The sequence below is a fragment of the Wolbachia endosymbiont (group A) of Longitarsus flavicornis genome (assembly GCF_963931955.1).
In the GTDB taxonomy this organism is placed as follows: domain Bacteria; phylum Pseudomonadota; class Alphaproteobacteria; order Rickettsiales; family Anaplasmataceae; genus Wolbachia.
Genome location: NZ_OZ008337.1, coordinates 438,506 through 455,033, shown reverse-complemented (window position 1 = coordinate 455,033; position 16,528 = coordinate 438,506). Strand labels below are relative to the sequence as shown.

Genomic DNA, 16,528 nt, shown 5'->3' with positions numbered 1-16,528 from the left:
GTTTATGGCTCGTCGGAATAAAGCAAAAAAAAGAGAAATAAGTCCTGATTCGCGTTACGGCAGTGTTTTGCTGATGCGTTTCATTAATACAATCATGAAATGTGGTAAAAAATCTACTGCAGAAAAGATTATCTATGACGCTTTGTCTTTAGCTGAAAAGAAAATAGGCGAAGGTGGGTTATCAATTTTTGAAACAGCGGTAGGAAATGTTACTCCTTCTATAGAAGTGCGTTCTCGACGCATTGGTGGTGCAACTTATCAAGTGCCTGTTGAAGTTCGACAAGATAGAGCAGTTTCTTTAGCGTTAAGGTGGATTGCTAAAGCAACTTCTGCTGCTCGAAAAAAGAGTGGAAAAACCACTGTTGATTGTTTGCAATCTGAAATACTGGATGCTTATAATAAACGCGGTGGTGCGTTTAAGATGTGCGAAGAAAAATATAAAATGGCTGAGGCTAATAAGGCATTTTCTCATCTTCGTTTTTAATGTTAGCTAATTAATTGTGATATGGAAGTTGGAATATCTAAATACAGAAATATAGGGATAATGGCTCACATAGATGCTGGTAAGACTACCACAACAGAGCGTATTTTATTTTATACTGGTAAGCAAAATAGAATTGGTGAAGTGCATGATGGTGCAGCTTCTATGGATTGGATGGAGCAGGAAAAAGAGCGTGGTATTACAATCACATCTGCTGCAACAACATGTTTTTGGAATGATCATAGGGTTAATATAATAGACACTCCTGGTCACGTTGATTTCACTATTGAAGTTGAGAGATCTTTAAGGGTTTTGGATGGTGCAGTTGCTGTATTTGATGGAGTTGCTGGAGTTGAGCCCCAATCTGAGACAGTTTGGCGTCAAGCTGATAAATATAGTGTTCCTCGTATCTGCTTTGTTAATAAAATGGACAGGATAGGGGCAAATTTTTATCGGTGTGTCGATATGATAAAGACGAAGCTTGGTGCAGCATCTTTAGTTATTCATTTACCAATAGGGAGCGAGAAAGATTTCAAAGGTATAATTGACCTTATTTCTATGAAAGCCATTATATGGCAAGAAGAAACGTTGGGCGCTAAATTTTCTTATGAAGATATTCCTTCTGATTTGCTTGATAAGGCTCAAGAATATCGAAATCTTTTATTAGATGCTGCAGCTGAGATGGATGATGAAGCGATGAATACTTACTTTGAGTCTAATGATCTACCAGTGGATTTACTGAAAAAATGCGTGAGAAATGGGACCATTAAAGGAAAATTTGTTCCTGTGTTATGTGGGTCAGCTTTTAAAAATAAAGGCGTACAACTACTTTTAGATGGTGTGGTTGACTTTTTACCTTCTCCTATTGATGTTGATGTAATTGTTGGAACTGATCCTAAAGATTCAGAAAAGAAAATTGAGGTCAAACCTTCAGAAAAAGAGAAATTTGTTGCTCTTGCGTTTAAAGTGATGACGGATAAATTTGTAGGCAGCTTGACGTTTATCCGTATTTATTCTGGTAAATTAAAGTCTAAATCTACCGTTTCAAATGCGTTAAAAAACGAAACTGAAGGGATTGGCAGAATGTTACTTATGCATGCAAATAACCGAGAAGATATAACTGAGGCTAGGGCTGGAGATATAGTTGCTTTAGTTGGGCTAAAGAAAACAACCACCGGAGATACTTTATGTTCTGTTGATTTTCCTATATTATTGGAGCGTATGGAATTTCCTGAGCCTGTTATTGAAATTGCTGTGGAACCTAAAACCACTTCAGATCAGGAAAAATTAGGTCTTGCTCTAAATAGGTTGGTTGCGGAAGATCCTTCTTTAAGAATGTCAGTAAATGCGGAAAGCGGCCAGACTATATTGAAAGGCATGGGTGAGCTCCATCTTGAGATTATTGTTGATAGAATGAAGCGCGAGTTTAACGTTGAGGCTAATGTCGGTGCTCCTCAGGTTGCATATCGTGAAACTATCACTAAATCTGTTGAAATTGATTACACTCATAAAAAACAATCTGGTGGGGCTGGTCAGTTTGCTAAGGTTAAAATAAAATTTGAACCTCTTGAGCCTGGTTCTGGGTTTCAATTTGAAAGTAAAATTGTAGGTGGTGCTATTCCAAAGGAGTATATTCCTGGAGTAGAAAATGGCTTGGAGTTGATAAAAGAAGGTGGTATAATTTCGGGATTTCCGTTGATTGATTTTAAGGCTACTCTTCTTGATGGTGCTTTTCATGAGGTTGATTCTAGTCCTTTAGCTTTTGAACTTGCTGCTAAGGGTGCTTTTAAGGAAATGGCGAATAAAGCTGGTCCAAAAATGTTAGAACCTATAATGAAAGTTGAAATCATTACTCCTGAAGAATATATGGGTGATGTTATGGGTGATATAAATAGTAGAAGAGGAAATGTTGCTGATATGCTGGATTTAGGTAATAATAGCAAAATAATTACTGCTTCGGTGCCTCTTGCAAATATGTTTGGTTATATCAACGTTTTGCGTTCTATGTCTCAGGGAAGAGCTCAGTATAGTATGCATTTTTCTTGTTATGAACAAGTACCACAATATGTGGTTGATGAGTTAAAGTTAAAGTATAATTAAGGGTAATAATTATGACAGCAGTAGTGGAAGCATTTGGAAAGCCGCATGTAAATGTGGGAACAATAGGGCATGTGGATCATGGGAAGACAACGTTAACAGCGGCGATAACAAAGCATTATGGAAATTTTGTAGCGTACGATCAGATAGATAAAGCGCCAGAAGAAAGGAAGAGGGGGATAACGATAGCAACAGCGCATGTTGAGTATCAGACAGAGAAAAGGCATTATGCACACGTTGATTGTCCTGGACACGCTGACTATGTAAAGAACATGATAGTAGGTGCAGCACAGATGGATGCGGCGATATTGGTAGTGTCAGGGGTTGATGGGCCAATGCCACAAACGAGAGAGCATATATTGCTGGCGAAGCAGGTGGGTGTTGGATATATCGTGGTGTATATAAATAAAGCTGATGTTGCTGATGCTGATATGATAGATTTAGTAGAAATGGAAGTGAGGGAATTACTGAGTAAATACGGATTTCCAGGGGATGAAGTGCCTGTGGTGGTTGGTTCAGCACTCAAGGCGCTGGAGGATGACAGCAGCGAATATGGAAAGAAATCAATAGATAAATTGATGGAAAAGTTAGATGAATATGTGGCGGTTCCACCAAGGCCTGTGGATTTACCATTTTTATTGCCAATCGAAGATGTATTTTCGATATCGGGGCGAGGAACAGTGGTAACAGGAAGAATAGAGAAGGGAGAGATAAAGACGGGAGAAGAGATAGAGATAATAGGTCTGAAAGCGACGCAAAAGACGATATGCACAGGTGTTGAGATGTTTAAGAAGTTGCTGGATAAGGGAAGTGCAGGACTCAATGTAGGAATATTGTTAAGAGGAACAAAAAGAGAAGAAGTGGAGAGAGGGCAAGTATTAGCAAAACCGGGGACGATAACGCCGCATAGAAAGTTTAAGGCGGAGGTTTATATATTAAAGAAAGAGGAAGGAGGAAGGCATACACCATTTTTTGCGAATTACCAGCCACAGTTTTATTTAAGGACAACGGATGTAACTGGGAGCATAAAATTACTAGATGGGAAGGAGATGGTAATGCCAGGAGATAATGTGAGTGTAGAAGTAGAATTGCAAGTACCGATAGCAATGGATAAGGGATTGCGTTTTGCGATAAGAGAAGGCGGTAGAACTGTTGGTTCTGGTGTTGTTTCTGAAATTTTGGAGTGAGAGTTTGAGTTATAGGAGTGTAGCTCAATTGGTAGAGCGCTGGTCTCCAAAACCAGAGGTTGTAGGTTCAATTCCTATCGCTCCTGCATTAATGTTGTGGTGGAAATGTTAAAAAGTTTGTGTGGTTTTTTCTGTGATATAAAGCAAGAAATACGAAGAATTGCTTGGGTAAAGAAACAGGAGGTGTTGTCATCTCTATTTGTTGTAATGATTGTTATATTATGCTTTTCGATTTTCTTCTGTTTTGTGGATTTTATGTCTCTTTACGTAATTAAGGCTTTATTTGGAATTATTTATGGAATGTGAATATAAATGGTATATCATTAAAGTTGATTATGGATATGAGCAAAACATACGCGAATTGGTAAGTAATGCTGTTTATTTTAAGGAAGTGTTTATTCCTTATCAAACGGTATGTAATTCAAAGTCTGATATAAAAGAGTTATGTGAAGTGTATGTATATATGCATCTGTGTGATGAAAGCAAAAATATTTTGAATCAAACGCCTGGATTCTGTAGTGGCGAATCTGGTGATTTTGAGATGATTTCAGATGATGAGATAAGTTTAAAGTGTAAAGAATTTAATAGATATAAATGGTATATCTTGAGAGTTGCTTCCAATTGTGAAGAGAAAGTGCGCCAACATATATTGGAAAATTCTATGAGATTGGGTGTTAATGATTACTTTAAGGAAGTTTTTATTCCATATGAAGAGCTAAGTGAAATAGAGTTGAAATCTAAGAAAATTGCTACACGAAGGAAATGCTTTCCTGGTTATGTCTTTTTATACGTGAATTTATGCGATGAAGTATTGAATTTTATCAATAATATACCAAAATCTCTTAAGGTTTATGGATTTTTGAAAAATGGTAATATTCCAAAGGTAATTTTGGATGATGAGATTCACTCAATGTGTAATGCACTTTATAATGCTCAAGAGACAAAGAAGTTAGGTTATGGTTATGAAAAAGGTGAAAAAGTGAAAATTAATGATGGTCTTTTTCAAAATTTTACTGGTAAGGTAAATATGGTAAACGATGAGAAAAAAATTATTAATGTGGAAGTATCGATTTTAGGTAAGCCGACAATAATAGAGCTTGATCTGGCTCAAGTAGAGAAAATAGAGGATTAATTATGAGTGTTGTAGTTGCTAAGATTAACTTACTTATGGAAGCTGGAAAAGCAGTTCCAGGACCAAAAATTGCTTCAGTACTTGGTCCGCGTGGTATACCTGTTCCTAAGTTTTGTGAAGCTTTTAATAAAGTTACTAGCGCTGCTAACGCTAATTATAAAGTAGGCGATTTAGTAACAGTGCGAATTTCCATAAAGGATGATCGCTCTCATGATTTTACTGTCAGCGGTCCGCCTGTGGCTTATTTACTTAAGCAGGAAGCTAAATTAAGTAAAGGTTCTGGTAATCCTGGTAAAGAATTAGTGGCTAAATTACCTATGTCTGCTATAATTAAAGTGGCAAAGTGCAAGATGGTTGATATGAAAGTGGATAATGAAGATTCAGCAGTGAAGATGGTTATAGGCACTGCAAAATCTATGGGTATAGAAGTTGTGGAAGGTTAGGTGAATGAATACATATAATGATAATCCTAAGCAATGTTTGGAGAAGATTGTTGAGTCTGCTTCAGCAAAATTTAATGAATCAGTTGATGTTGCGGTCAATCTAGGCGTAGATTCACGTAAATCTGAAGAGCAGATGCGTGGTACAGTAGTTTTGCCTAAGGGTATCGGGAAGAATATTAAAGTAGCTGTTTTCACTCAAGATAAACATTTATTAGAAGCTGAAAAAGCTGGTGCTGATATTGCAGGAGGAGAGGATTTAGTTGAAGAAATAAAAAAAGGTAGAAAGTTGGATGTTGATTGGTGCATTACTACTCCTGATTTTATGGCAAAAATCACTCCTATTGCAAAAGTATTGGGTGCTAAAGGGCTGATGCCTAACCCTAAATTTGGTACTGTGACTTCTAACATTGTAGAAGCTATTAAAACCATTAAGTCTGGTCAGATAAAATTTAGAACAGATAAAAATGGTGTTATTCATGGTAAATTAGGAAATATTAAATTTGATATTGATGACTTGCTAGAAAATTTAAAAGCCTTTCTTAAAGTAATTAAAGATAATAAACCTATTTCTGTGAAAGGAGTTTACTTTAAGGGTGTTTTTTTAAATTCAACTATGGGTAAAGCTTATAAGATAAGCAAAGTGGAAGATATAATTTAAGGGAGCGATACCGTGAAGCGTAAAAATAAGGATGAATTTATACAGAACACAATAAACGTATTTGTAAATAATGATTTCTTAATATTAGTAAATTTTAAATCTATAAATGCTAATGATTCATTAATCCTGAGGAATAACCTGAAGTCTATAACAGGTGGGGTATTAGTAGTTAAAAATACTCTGGCTCGCTTGGCTTTGGAAAGGACTGGCAAATTTTCTTATTTATCAGGCAAATTTTCTGGTCCTGTTGCTATTATATACTCTAGTGGCATAGTAGAAGCTGCAAAGTTAATAGTTGATTTTGCTAATGCTAACAAAGAAAAAATGTCTGTGATTTGCGCGGCTCATTTAAATGAATTGTTAACAGTGGAAGATGTTAATAAACTGGCTAAGTTGCCTTCTCTGGATGAATTGCGTGTTAAAATTATGCGTTTAATATCTTATGATATTCCTGCTCGATTGGCGTTGTCTATTAATTCATCTTCTATGAGGCTTATGAGAGTTTTGGATTATTATAGTTCTAAAAAATAAATTTATTGTTAAGTAAGGTGGTAATTATGAGTAATGTAACAAGTGATTTGGTTGATAAAATATTATCTTTAAATCTATTAGAGGCTTCTGAACTTGTAAAAGTTCTAGAAGAGAAAATAGGGTTGCCTGCTGGTTCTTTTCTTGGCGGAGCTGTTAGTGCTGGGGCGCCTGTTGGCGATAATGCTGCTGCTCCTGCTGCTCAAGAGAAAGTTGAATATAAAGTTGTGATTAAAGAAATTGATGCGAGTAAAAAAATAGGAGTTATTAAAGCTGTGAGAGAGATTAATTCTACATTGGGTTTAAAAGAAGCAAAAGAGTTGGTTGAATCTTTACCTAAAGATTTGACTGCTAATGTTCCTAAAGACGAAGCAGAAAAAATCAAGCAAAAACTTATTGAAGCAGGAGCAACTAAAGTGGAGCTTGAATAATATTTAATGTATTAATTTTATATTGATATAGCTCTTTTAATTAGTTTGGGGTATTTTAATGGTTGATTCTTCTTATATGTACGCTTCTGGTGCTTTTGTTCCTAGAGTTTCTTATTCTAGGTCGATTGATTTAAAAGATTCTTTATTGGATTTGGTTAAGGTTCAAAAAGAATCGTATGATTCATTTACTCCTCAGAATAAGGGTAATGAAAGACTTGAAGTTATCTTTCATACAATCTTTCCAATAAATGATCCTTTGCGTAGGGCTACTATTGAGTTTATAAGTTGTAGGGTAGATGATCCTAAGTATGATGAATCTGAGTGTATAAAGCGTGGTGTAACTTTTTCTGCTCAGGTTATTGCTTCTATACGTCTTGTTGTTATGCAGGATGGTATTTCTCTTGATGAATATAAATCGATTAAAGAGAGTGGAGATCATTCTAAACTTGCAACCGTTGTAAAATCTATAGAAGAGCAGAAAGTCCACTTTTGTGGGTTGCCTATGATGACTGATAAGGGCACTTTCATCATTAATGGTGTGGAAAAAGTTATCGTCTCACAAATGCATAGGTCTCCTGGTGTATTCTTTGATAGCGATAAGGGAAAAACTTACAATTCTGGTAAATTGATCTATTCTGCTAGAATTATTCCTTATAGGGGTTCTTGGCTTGATATTGAATTTGATGTTAAAGACCATTTGTATTTTCGTGTTGATAGAAAAAGAAAATTGCCAATCTCAGTTTTATTAAAGGCGTTGGGTTTATCAAATAATGATATACTCGATAGATTTTATGAGAAGATAAAGTATGTAAAACATAAAGATGGTTGGAAAGTGCCTTTTGTTCCTGATAAATTTAAAGGAGTGAGGCTGCCTTTCGACTTAATGGATATTGAAGGTAATGTGCTGCTTAAAGCTAACGTTCGTATTACCTCAAGACTAGCTAAAAAGCTATATGATAATGAATTGAAAGAGTATCTGGTTCCTTTTAATTCTATATGTGGTTTATTCCTCGCAGAAGATTTAATGGATAGTGCTAGCTCTACGAAAATTTTATCTGCTGGTGAATCTATAAAGCTGGAAGACATAAAGAAGCTTGAGTTATTATCTGTAGATGAAATATCAGTGTTAAACATAGATAATTTGTTTGTTGGGCCTTATATATTAAATACGCTTTTCTTAGACGCAAACATGTCTTATCAGGATGCGCTATATGAAATATATAGAGTTTTGCGTCCTGGTGAAGTTCCTGTTTTAGAGATAGTAGAGGAGTTTTTTCGTAATCTTTTCTTCAGTCCGGAATATTATGATTTGTCTAACATTGGTAGGTTGAAGCTTAACTCTTACCTTGGATTAAATTATGATGAGGATTTAACTGTTTTAACACATGAAGATATTATTGAAATTGTAAAAAAAATAGTATTGTTACGTGACGGCCAAGGATCTGTAGATGATATTGATCATTTAGGAAACAGAAGAGTAAGATCAGTTGGAGAGTTTATAGAAAATCAATTTAGAACTGGGTTGTTGAAATTGGAACGCGCAATAGTTGATTCTATGTCCACTTCTAGTTTAGATAAAGTTTCTCCATCTGATTTTATTAATCCAAAAGTGTTAACTAATGTCTTAAGAGATTTCTTCAATTCTTCTCAATTATCTCAATTTATGGATCAGACTAATCCGTTATCTGAAATAACGCATAAAAGAAGGTTGTCCGCGTTAGGTCCTGGCGGTTTAACAAGAGAACGGGCAGGATTCGAAGTGCGTGATGTTCATCCAACTCATTATGGAAGAATTTGCCCTATTGAGACTCCTGAAGGGCAAAATATAGGGTTAATCAACAGCTTAGCTATATACGCACGTATTAGTAAATATGGTTTTATTGAAAGTCCTTATAGAAAAGTAGTTAATAGGGTTGTTACTGATCAAATTGAGTATCTGTCTGCCATAGATGAAGGTTTATATTATATAGCTGATACTAGCGTAAAGCTCGATGAAAATAATTGCTTTGTTGATGACATGCTATACTGTAGGTATGCTGGTAGTTTCGTTATGGTAAGTAGTGATCAGGTGAGTTACATTGACGTATCTCCTAAGCAGGTAATATCAGTTGCAGCTTCCTTGATTCCATTTTTAGAAAATGATGATGCTAATAGAGCATTAATGGGCTCAAATATGCAACGTCAGGCCGTACCTTTATTGAAGCCTACCGCTCCTCTGGTTGCTACTGGTATGGAGTCTTTTGTAGCTTCTGGCTCTGGTGCTGTAGTTTTAGCAAAACGCGATGGCATAGTTGATAGTTCTGATAGTAACTCTATAGTTATACGTGCTTTTGATAAAGAAAGGGTTAACTACTTGGACGTAGATATTTATCATCTAAGGAAATTTCAGCGTTCTAACCATAATACTTGTATTAATCAAAGACCGCTAGTGTGCGTAGGTGATTATGTTAAAAAGGGTGATGTAATAGCTGATGGTCCTGCAATTAACAGTGGTGAGTTGGCACTTGGTAAAAATTTGCTAGTCGCTTTTATGTCTTGGCAAGGTTATAATTTTGAAGACTCTATTATTATTTCTAGTGAAGTTGTTAAAAAAGATCTCTTTACTTCTATTCATATAGAAGAATTTGACTGTGTTGTACATGATACCCCTTTAGGATCAGAAAAAATAACTCGTGCTATACCTGGTGTTAATGAAGAGAATCTATATCACTTGGATGATAGTGGTATAGTGAAAATTGGTACAAGAGTTGGTCCAGGCTATATTCTGGTAGGTAAAGTTACACCTAAACCTTCTCTTTCATTGCCTCCTGAAACGAAATTATTAATGACAATTTTTGGTGAAAAGTCATTCGATTGTGCGGATTCCTCTTTATATACATCTCCAGATGTTGAAGGTACAGTAATTGATGTACAAGTCTTTACACGCAGGGGGGTTGAAGAAAATGAAAGGGCATTACTTATCAAACAAAAAGAGGTAAATGACTTTGAGGAAGAGCGAGATTATATAATCAATGTTACTAGTGAATATTTCTATGATGAACTGAAGAAACTTCTTATTAATTCTGGTTCTCAAGATCGAGAAAAATTTGACTCTATTGAACGTGAGCAATGGTGGGGTATAGGATTAAAAAACCAATCCATTTCTGAGCAAGTTAAGAGCTTAAAAAAAGATTTCGATGAAAAAGTATCACATGCAATAGCACAGTTTAAGCGAAAAGTAGAAAAATTACATGAAGGTTATGACCTGCCTCAAGGTGTGTCGATGTCAGTAAAAGTTTTCATTGCTGTGAAACATAGTCTGCAACCAGGGGATAAAATGGCTGGTAGACATGGAAATAAAGGTGTGATTTCTCGAGTTGTGCCAGTGGAAGATATGCCTTATTTGGAAGATGGTACTCCTGTTGATATTATTCTTAACCCTCTTGGTGTTCCTTCACGAATGAATGTAGGGCAAATACTAGAAACGCATGTAGGTTGGGCTTGTAGAAAATTAGGGGAAAAGGTAAGTAATCTTCTCGATGAGATCAATAAAATCAAAAGTGCTTTTTGCAAGGAAATTAGGTCCCTTAACGATGATAATTTTACACAATTTGCAGTAGCATACCTTGACAATAAAAAAATTGAAAATATTGATGATGATGAAATAACGGCTTCTGTTTTAAATACACCCAATAAGAATGCACTAAATGACGAGTTGAATGCGTTAGTAGAGAACTATTTGAGCTCTTGTAAAAGTTCATATAGCAATTTACGTAACTTCCTGATTGAGGTTTATAGCTATGGCAGTAACGTATCTATCTGTAATGATATTCGTAATATTAGTGATAATAATCTCATTGAATTTGCACGTAAATTACGTGATGGCGTTCCTGTTGCTGCACCTGTATTTGAGGGTCCAAAAGATGAACAAATAGCAAAATTATTTGAACTTGCTGGTTTAGATAACTCTGGACAAGCTGTATTGTATGACGGTTGCACTGGTGAAAAATTCGACCGCAAGGTTACAGTTGGTTACATGTACATGCTTAAGTTGCACCACTTGGTTGATGGTAAAATTCATGCGCGTTCAGTAGGGCCTTATAGTTTAGTTACTCAACAACCTCTAGGAGGAAAATCTCATTTTGGTGGTCAGCGTTTTGGTGAAATGGAATGTTGGGCATTACAAGCCTATGGTGCTGCTTATACTTTGCAGGAAATGTTAACTGTGAAGTCTGATGATATTAATGGTAGAGTTAAGATTTACGAATCGATAATAAAAGGTGACAGTAATTTTGAATGTGGAATTCCCGAGTCCTTTAATGTGATGATAAAAGAACTACGTTCTTTATGTTTAAATGTAGATTTAAAGCAAAATGATGTAGTGATTGAAGATATATCTCACACTAACATTGCGCAACCTTTTAATGAGGTTAGCATATCAATTGCTAGCCCTGAAAGTATTAAACGTATATCTTGTGGTGAGATAGAAGATGTTTCAACTGCAAATTATCGTACGTTCAAAGTTGAGAAAGGTGGATTATTTTGCCCTAAGGTTTTTGGCCCTGTCAATGACGATGAATGTTTATGTGGAAAATACAAAAAAAGAAGACACAGAGGTCGCATATGCGAAAAATGCGGAGTAGAAGTTACATCTTCTAAAGTAAGAAGAGAAAGGATGGGTCATATAGAGCTTGCATCTCCTGTTGCTCATATATGGTTTTTAAAATCGCTTCCTTCAAGAATTGGGGCATTATTGGATATGTCTCTCAGAGACATTGAGAATATTTTATATAGCGATAATTATATCGTGATAGATCCTCTTGTTTCTCCTTTTGAAAAAGGTGAGATTATTAGTGAAAAAGCTTATAATGAAGCTAAAGATAGCTATGGGATCGATAATTTTATAGCTATGCAAGGTGTTGAAGCTATAAGAGAGTTGCTAACGCGCCTTGATTTACATGAAATTAGAAAGAATTTAAGACTAGAGTTAGAGTCTGTTGCTTCTGAGATAAGAAGAAAGAAAATTATAAAGAGATTACGTATTATTGAAAACTTCATTAAGTCTGGAAATAGACCTGAGTGGATGATACTTACAACTATACCTATTTTACCACCTGATTTGCGTCCTTTGGTATCGCTTGAAAGTGGTCGTCCTGCAGTTTCTGATCTGAATCATCATTATAGGACTATTATTAATAGAAATAACAGGTTGAGGAAATTGTTGAGCTTAAATCCTCCTGAGATTATGATTCGTAATGAAAAAAGGATGTTACAAGAAGCAGTTGATTCTCTTTTTGATAATAGCCGTCGTAATACTCTGGTAAATAAAGCCGGTGCTGCTGGATATAAAAAATCTATTAGCGATATGCTGAAAGGAAAACAAGGTCGTTTTCGTCAGAACCTCTTAGGAAAAAGGGTAGATTACTCTGGACGTTCTGTAATAGTTGTTGGTCCAACTTTGAAGCTAAATCAGTGTGGATTACCAAAAAGAATGGCTCTTGAACTATTCAAACCTTTTGTTTACTCAAAGCTTAAGATGTATGGTATGGCTCCAACTATTAAGTTTGCTAGTAAGTTGATAAGAGCAGAAAAACCAGAAGTTTGGGATATGCTTGAAGAGGTAATAAAAGAGCATCCTGTTTTGTTGAATAGAGCGCCTACGCTACATAGACTTGGTATTCAGGCTTTTGAGCCAATCCTTATTGAAGGCAAAGCAATACAGCTTCATCCGCTTGTCTGCACAGCGTTTAATGCTGATTTTGATGGTGATCAAATGGCAGTGCATGTGCCAATTTCATTGGAAGCTCAGCTTGAAGCTAGGGTGTTGATGATGTCCACTAATAACGTTTTAAGTCCTTCTAATGGCAGACCGATTATAGTTCCTAGTAAAGATATAGTACTTGGTATATATTATCTGACTTTACAAGAACCTAAGGAAGATAATTTACCATCTTTTGGTGCTTTTTGTGAAGTTGAGCATTCCTTGAGTGATGGTACTTTACATATTCATTCTAGTATAAAGTATAGGATGGAGTATATTAATAGCAGTGGTGAAACTCACTATAAAACTGTTTGTACAACTCCTGGCCGTTTAATATTATGGCAGATTTTTCCTAAGCATAAGAATCTAAGTTTCGATCTAATAAATCAGATATTAACAGTCAAGGAAATAACTGGTATAGTTGATTTGGTATATCGTAACTGTGGTCAAAGTGCTACAGTGGTATTTTCTGATAAATTAATGGTACTTGGCTTTGAGTATGCCACATTTTCTGGTGTATCTTTTGGTCGTTGTGATATGGTTATACCTGAAACTAAGGCTACACATGTTGATCACGCGAGGGGTGAAATTAAGAAATTCTCTATGCAATATCAAGATGGGCTAATAACTAGAAGTGAGAGGTATAACAAGGTTATAGATGAATGGTCTAGGTGTACGGATATGATAGCCAATGACATGTTAAAAGCAATATCTATATATGATGAAAATAGTAAGTACAACTCAGTTTACATGATGGTTAACTCTGGTGCAAGGGGCTCTACTTCACAGATGAAACAGCTAGCAGGAATGCGAGGGCTCATGACTAAACCTTCTGGTGAGATTATAGAAACGCCTATAATTTCTAATTTCCGTGAAGGACTGAACGTATTTGAATACTTTAATTCTACTCACGGTGCGCGTAAAGGTTTAGCTGACACTGCGCTTAAAACTGCAAATTCTGGATACTTAACTCGTCGTTTGGTTGATGTGTCTCAAAATTGCATAGTTACAAAGCATGACTGTAAAACAAAAGATGGTCTTGTCGTGAGAGCTACAGTTGAAGGAAGTACTATAGTTGCATCTCTAGAGAGTGTTGTGCTGGGTAGAACAGCTGCAAATGATATATATAACCCAGTGACAAAAGAATTATTAGTAAAAGCAGGGGAATTAATTGATGAGGATAAAGTAAAGCAAATCAGCATTGCAGGTCTTGATGCTGTAAAAATTAGATCGCCTTTAACTTGTGAAATAAGTCCTGGTGTGTGTTCTTTATGTTATGGAAGAGACCTTGCAACTGGTAAAATTGTTTCAATAGGTGAAGCAGTTGGTGTTATCGCTGCTCAATCTGTTGGAGAGCCAGGTACTCAGTTAACGATGCGTACTTTCCATATAGGTGGAGTAATGACTAGAGGCGTTGAATCCTCGAATATTATAGCTTCTATTAATGCTAAAATAAAGTTAAACAATAGTAATATAATTATAGATAGAGACGGAAATAAAATTGTGATAAGCCGCTCCTGTGAAGTCGTGTTGATTGATAGCCTTGGTAGTGAAAAGTTGAAGCATAGTGTACCTTACGGTGCTAAACTTTATGTGGATGAGAGTGGGTCAGTAAAAATTGGCGATAAAGTTACGGAATGGGATCCTTATACATTGCCTATTATCACGGAGAAGACTGGTACAGTGTCTTATCAGGACTTAAAAGATGGAATTTCGATCACTGAAGTGATGGATGAATCTACAGGAATATCAAGCAAAGTAGTAAAAGACTGGAAATTGCATTCTGGTGGGGCTAATTTACGTCCTCGTATTGTGCTGCTTGACGATAATGGTAAAGTAATGACACTCGCAAGTGGCGTTGAAGCATGTTATTTTATACCAATCGGTGCAGTGCTCAATGTACAAGATGGCCAGAAGGTTCATGCAGGTGATGTTATTACAAGAACACCAAGAGAGTCAGTTAAAACTCGTGATATTACTGGTGGTTTACCGAGGGTTATAGAGTTATTTGAAGCACGTCGTCCTAAAGAGCATGCTATTGTTAGTGAGATAGATGGCTATGTAGCGTTTTCTGAAAAAGACCGTAGAGGAAAACGCAGTATATTAATTAAACCTGTAGATGAACAAATTTCTCCAGTTGAATATTTGGTATCAAGAAGTAAGCATGTAATAGTCAATGAAGGTGATTTTGTACGTAAAGGTGATCTATTGATGGATGGTGACCCTGATCTCCATGATATTTTACGTGTGCTTGGGTTAGAAGCTTTAGCGCACTATATGATTTCTGAAATACAACAAGTTTATAGATTGCAGGGTGTTCGTATAGACAACAAGCATTTGGAGGTGATCTTAAAACAAATGCTACAAAAAGTGGAAATTACTGATCCTGGTGATACTATGTACTTGGTTGGCGAAAGCATTGACAAGCTGGAAGTTGATAGGGAAAATGATGCTATGAGTAACTCTGGCAAACGACCTACTCATTATCTTCCTATTCTGCAGGGGATTACTAGGGCAAGTCTTGAAACTAGCTCCTTTATTTCTGCTGCCTCTTTCCAAGAGACAACAAAAGTACTTACAGAAGCAGCATTCTGCGGGAAGAGTGATCCTTTAAGTGGATTAAAAGAAAATGTTATAGTAGGAAGATTAATTCCTGCTGGTACAGGTTTGATTATGAATAAGATCAAAGCGCTTTCACTTTGTGATAATGTAGATAAATATGAAAAATATTTTGATATTGAAACTTATGACGAGAAATGGTTAATGGATAATAGTTGTCATTTACACTCTGGTGAGGAAGAGAGCGTGGTAGCATCACATTATGATCAGTCGAATTGAGTACAGCTAGTGTGTCTCGTGACCAAAAAAGCCAATGATATTTTCTTTCACTTCCGTGCTATCTGTCATGTTATTTACTCTCACGCGAAATTCGGATGAGCCTTGAAGCCCGCTACTGTACCAACCTATATGTTTGCGGGCCATCTTTATTCCTGTGTCATTTCCATAGTACTCAAGAATACTGTCGTAATGCTCAAGTATGATGCTTAATCTCTCTGAAGCTGTTGGTTCAGAAGTTTCACTTCCACTGAGAAAGTGCATTGCTTGATTAATCAGCCAAGGTTTACCGTAGGCACCACGACCTATCATCACTCCGTCCGCTCTAGATTCTTTGAGAGCATTCTGAATATCATTTAAATTTTTAATATCGCCATTTACTATAACTGGGATTTTTACTTGCTCTTTAACATTTCTAACGAATTTCCAATCTGCTTGACCGTTATAAAGCTGTGCCCTTGTTCTTCCATGTACAGTAATCATCTTTGCTCCTAAGTCTTCGGCAATTTTCGCAAGTCTCGGTGCATTGCGATTTTCATCGTTCCACCCGGTGCGCATTTTCACTGTAACTGGCACATTCACTGCCTTGACTACAGCTTCAATTATTTCAGCAGCTTTTTTCTCATCACGCATTAGCGCTGATCCTGCATAGCCGTTTACAACTTTTTTAACAGGACAACCGAAATTTATATCTATTATTTTTGCTCCCATATCCTCGTTGAGCTTTGCAGCCTCTGCCATTACATCCGGTTCGCATCCAGCAAGCTGAACAGCAGTTAGCTCATCAACTTTTGCTTTTTGTAGACTCTGGCGAGTTTGCATAATCATAGCTCTGCTTGCAATCATCTCTGAAACTAACAAACTTGCACCAAGCTTCTTAACAACACTTCTAAATGGATAATCAGTCACTCCAGACATTGGCGCCAAGATTACTGGAGAATCAATCGTCAAATTTCCTATTTGCAGGGGCATAAGGTCAATGGTAATTTTTCATTG

Annotated in this window: 11 protein-coding genes and 1 tRNA gene; 11 read left to right on the top strand and 1 reads right to left on the bottom strand. The window is 36.2% G+C overall.

What is annotated here, in order from left to right:
- Window positions 1-4 precede the first annotated feature (4 nt).
- The 11 genes from rpsG (at window position 5) to AABM58_RS02175 (ending at window position 15,535) form a co-directional block, all read left to right on the top strand.
- A complete protein-coding gene (gene rpsG, locus AABM58_RS02225; RefSeq protein WP_007549313.1) occupies window positions 5-484 on the top strand; it encodes a 30S ribosomal protein S7 in 480 nt (159 codons plus the stop codon).
- A 21-nt stretch (window positions 485-505) separates the two neighbouring features.
- A complete protein-coding gene (gene fusA / locus AABM58_RS02220) occupies window positions 506-2,581 on the top strand; it encodes an elongation factor G (protein ID WP_338406189.1) in 2,076 nt (691 codons plus the stop codon).
- A gap of 11 nt (window positions 2,582-2,592) precedes the next feature.
- Window positions 2,593-3,765 carry an elongation factor Tu gene (tuf, locus tag AABM58_RS02215; RefSeq protein WP_010962309.1) on the top strand — a complete coding sequence of 391 codons (1,173 nt, stop codon included), beginning with the start codon at window positions 2,593-2,595 and terminating at the stop codon, window positions 3,763-3,765.
- Between the two features lie 13 nt (window positions 3,766-3,778).
- A tRNA-Trp gene (locus AABM58_RS02210) sits at window positions 3,779-3,851 on the top strand.
- A gap of 19 nt (window positions 3,852-3,870) precedes the next feature.
- Complete coding sequence (secE, locus tag AABM58_RS02205) at window positions 3,871-4,071, top strand: preprotein translocase subunit SecE (protein ID WP_022626186.1); 201 nt, start codon at window positions 3,871-3,873, stop codon at window positions 4,069-4,071.
- The gene (nusG, locus tag AABM58_RS02200; protein WP_015588764.1) at window positions 4,061-4,897 is read left to right on the top strand and encodes a transcription termination/antitermination protein NusG; all 837 of its coding nucleotides are present in this window, start codon (window positions 4,061-4,063) and stop codon (window positions 4,895-4,897) included. The genes secE and nusG overlap by 11 nt, the downstream gene beginning before the upstream one ends.
- Window positions 4,898-4,899: 2 nt before the next feature.
- Window positions 4,900-5,340: a 50S ribosomal protein L11 gene (locus tag AABM58_RS02195; RefSeq protein ID WP_338406188.1), complete on the top strand. Its 441-nt coding sequence runs from the start codon at window positions 4,900-4,902 to the stop codon at window positions 5,338-5,340.
- Window positions 5,341-5,344: 4 nt separating this feature from the next.
- Window positions 5,345-5,998 (top strand): 50S ribosomal protein L1, encoded by a 654-nt coding sequence (gene rplA / locus AABM58_RS02190; protein ID WP_338406187.1) that lies wholly within the window; start codon window positions 5,345-5,347, stop codon window positions 5,996-5,998.
- Between the two features lie 12 nt (window positions 5,999-6,010).
- A complete protein-coding gene (rplJ, locus tag AABM58_RS02185; RefSeq protein WP_015588767.1) occupies window positions 6,011-6,529 on the top strand; it encodes a 50S ribosomal protein L10 in 519 nt (172 codons plus the stop codon).
- Window positions 6,530-6,555: 26 nt separating this feature from the next.
- Window positions 6,556-6,957, top strand: coding sequence for a 50S ribosomal protein L7/L12 (gene rplL / locus AABM58_RS02180; RefSeq protein ID WP_338406186.1), 402 nt, complete (start codon window positions 6,556-6,558; stop codon window positions 6,955-6,957).
- Between the two features lie 58 nt (window positions 6,958-7,015).
- Window positions 7,016-15,535, top strand: a complete 8,520-nt coding sequence (locus tag AABM58_RS02175) for a DNA-directed RNA polymerase subunit beta/beta' (protein WP_338406185.1) — start codon at window positions 7,016-7,018, stop codon at window positions 15,533-15,535.
- A 6-nt stretch (window positions 15,536-15,541) separates the two neighbouring features.
- Here AABM58_RS02175 and dusB read toward each other — a convergent pair whose 3' ends face one another.
- A complete protein-coding gene (gene dusB, locus AABM58_RS02170; RefSeq protein ID WP_338406184.1) occupies window positions 15,542-16,504 on the bottom strand; it encodes a tRNA dihydrouridine synthase DusB in 963 nt (320 codons plus the stop codon).
- Between the last annotated feature and the right edge of the window lie 24 nt (window positions 16,505-16,528).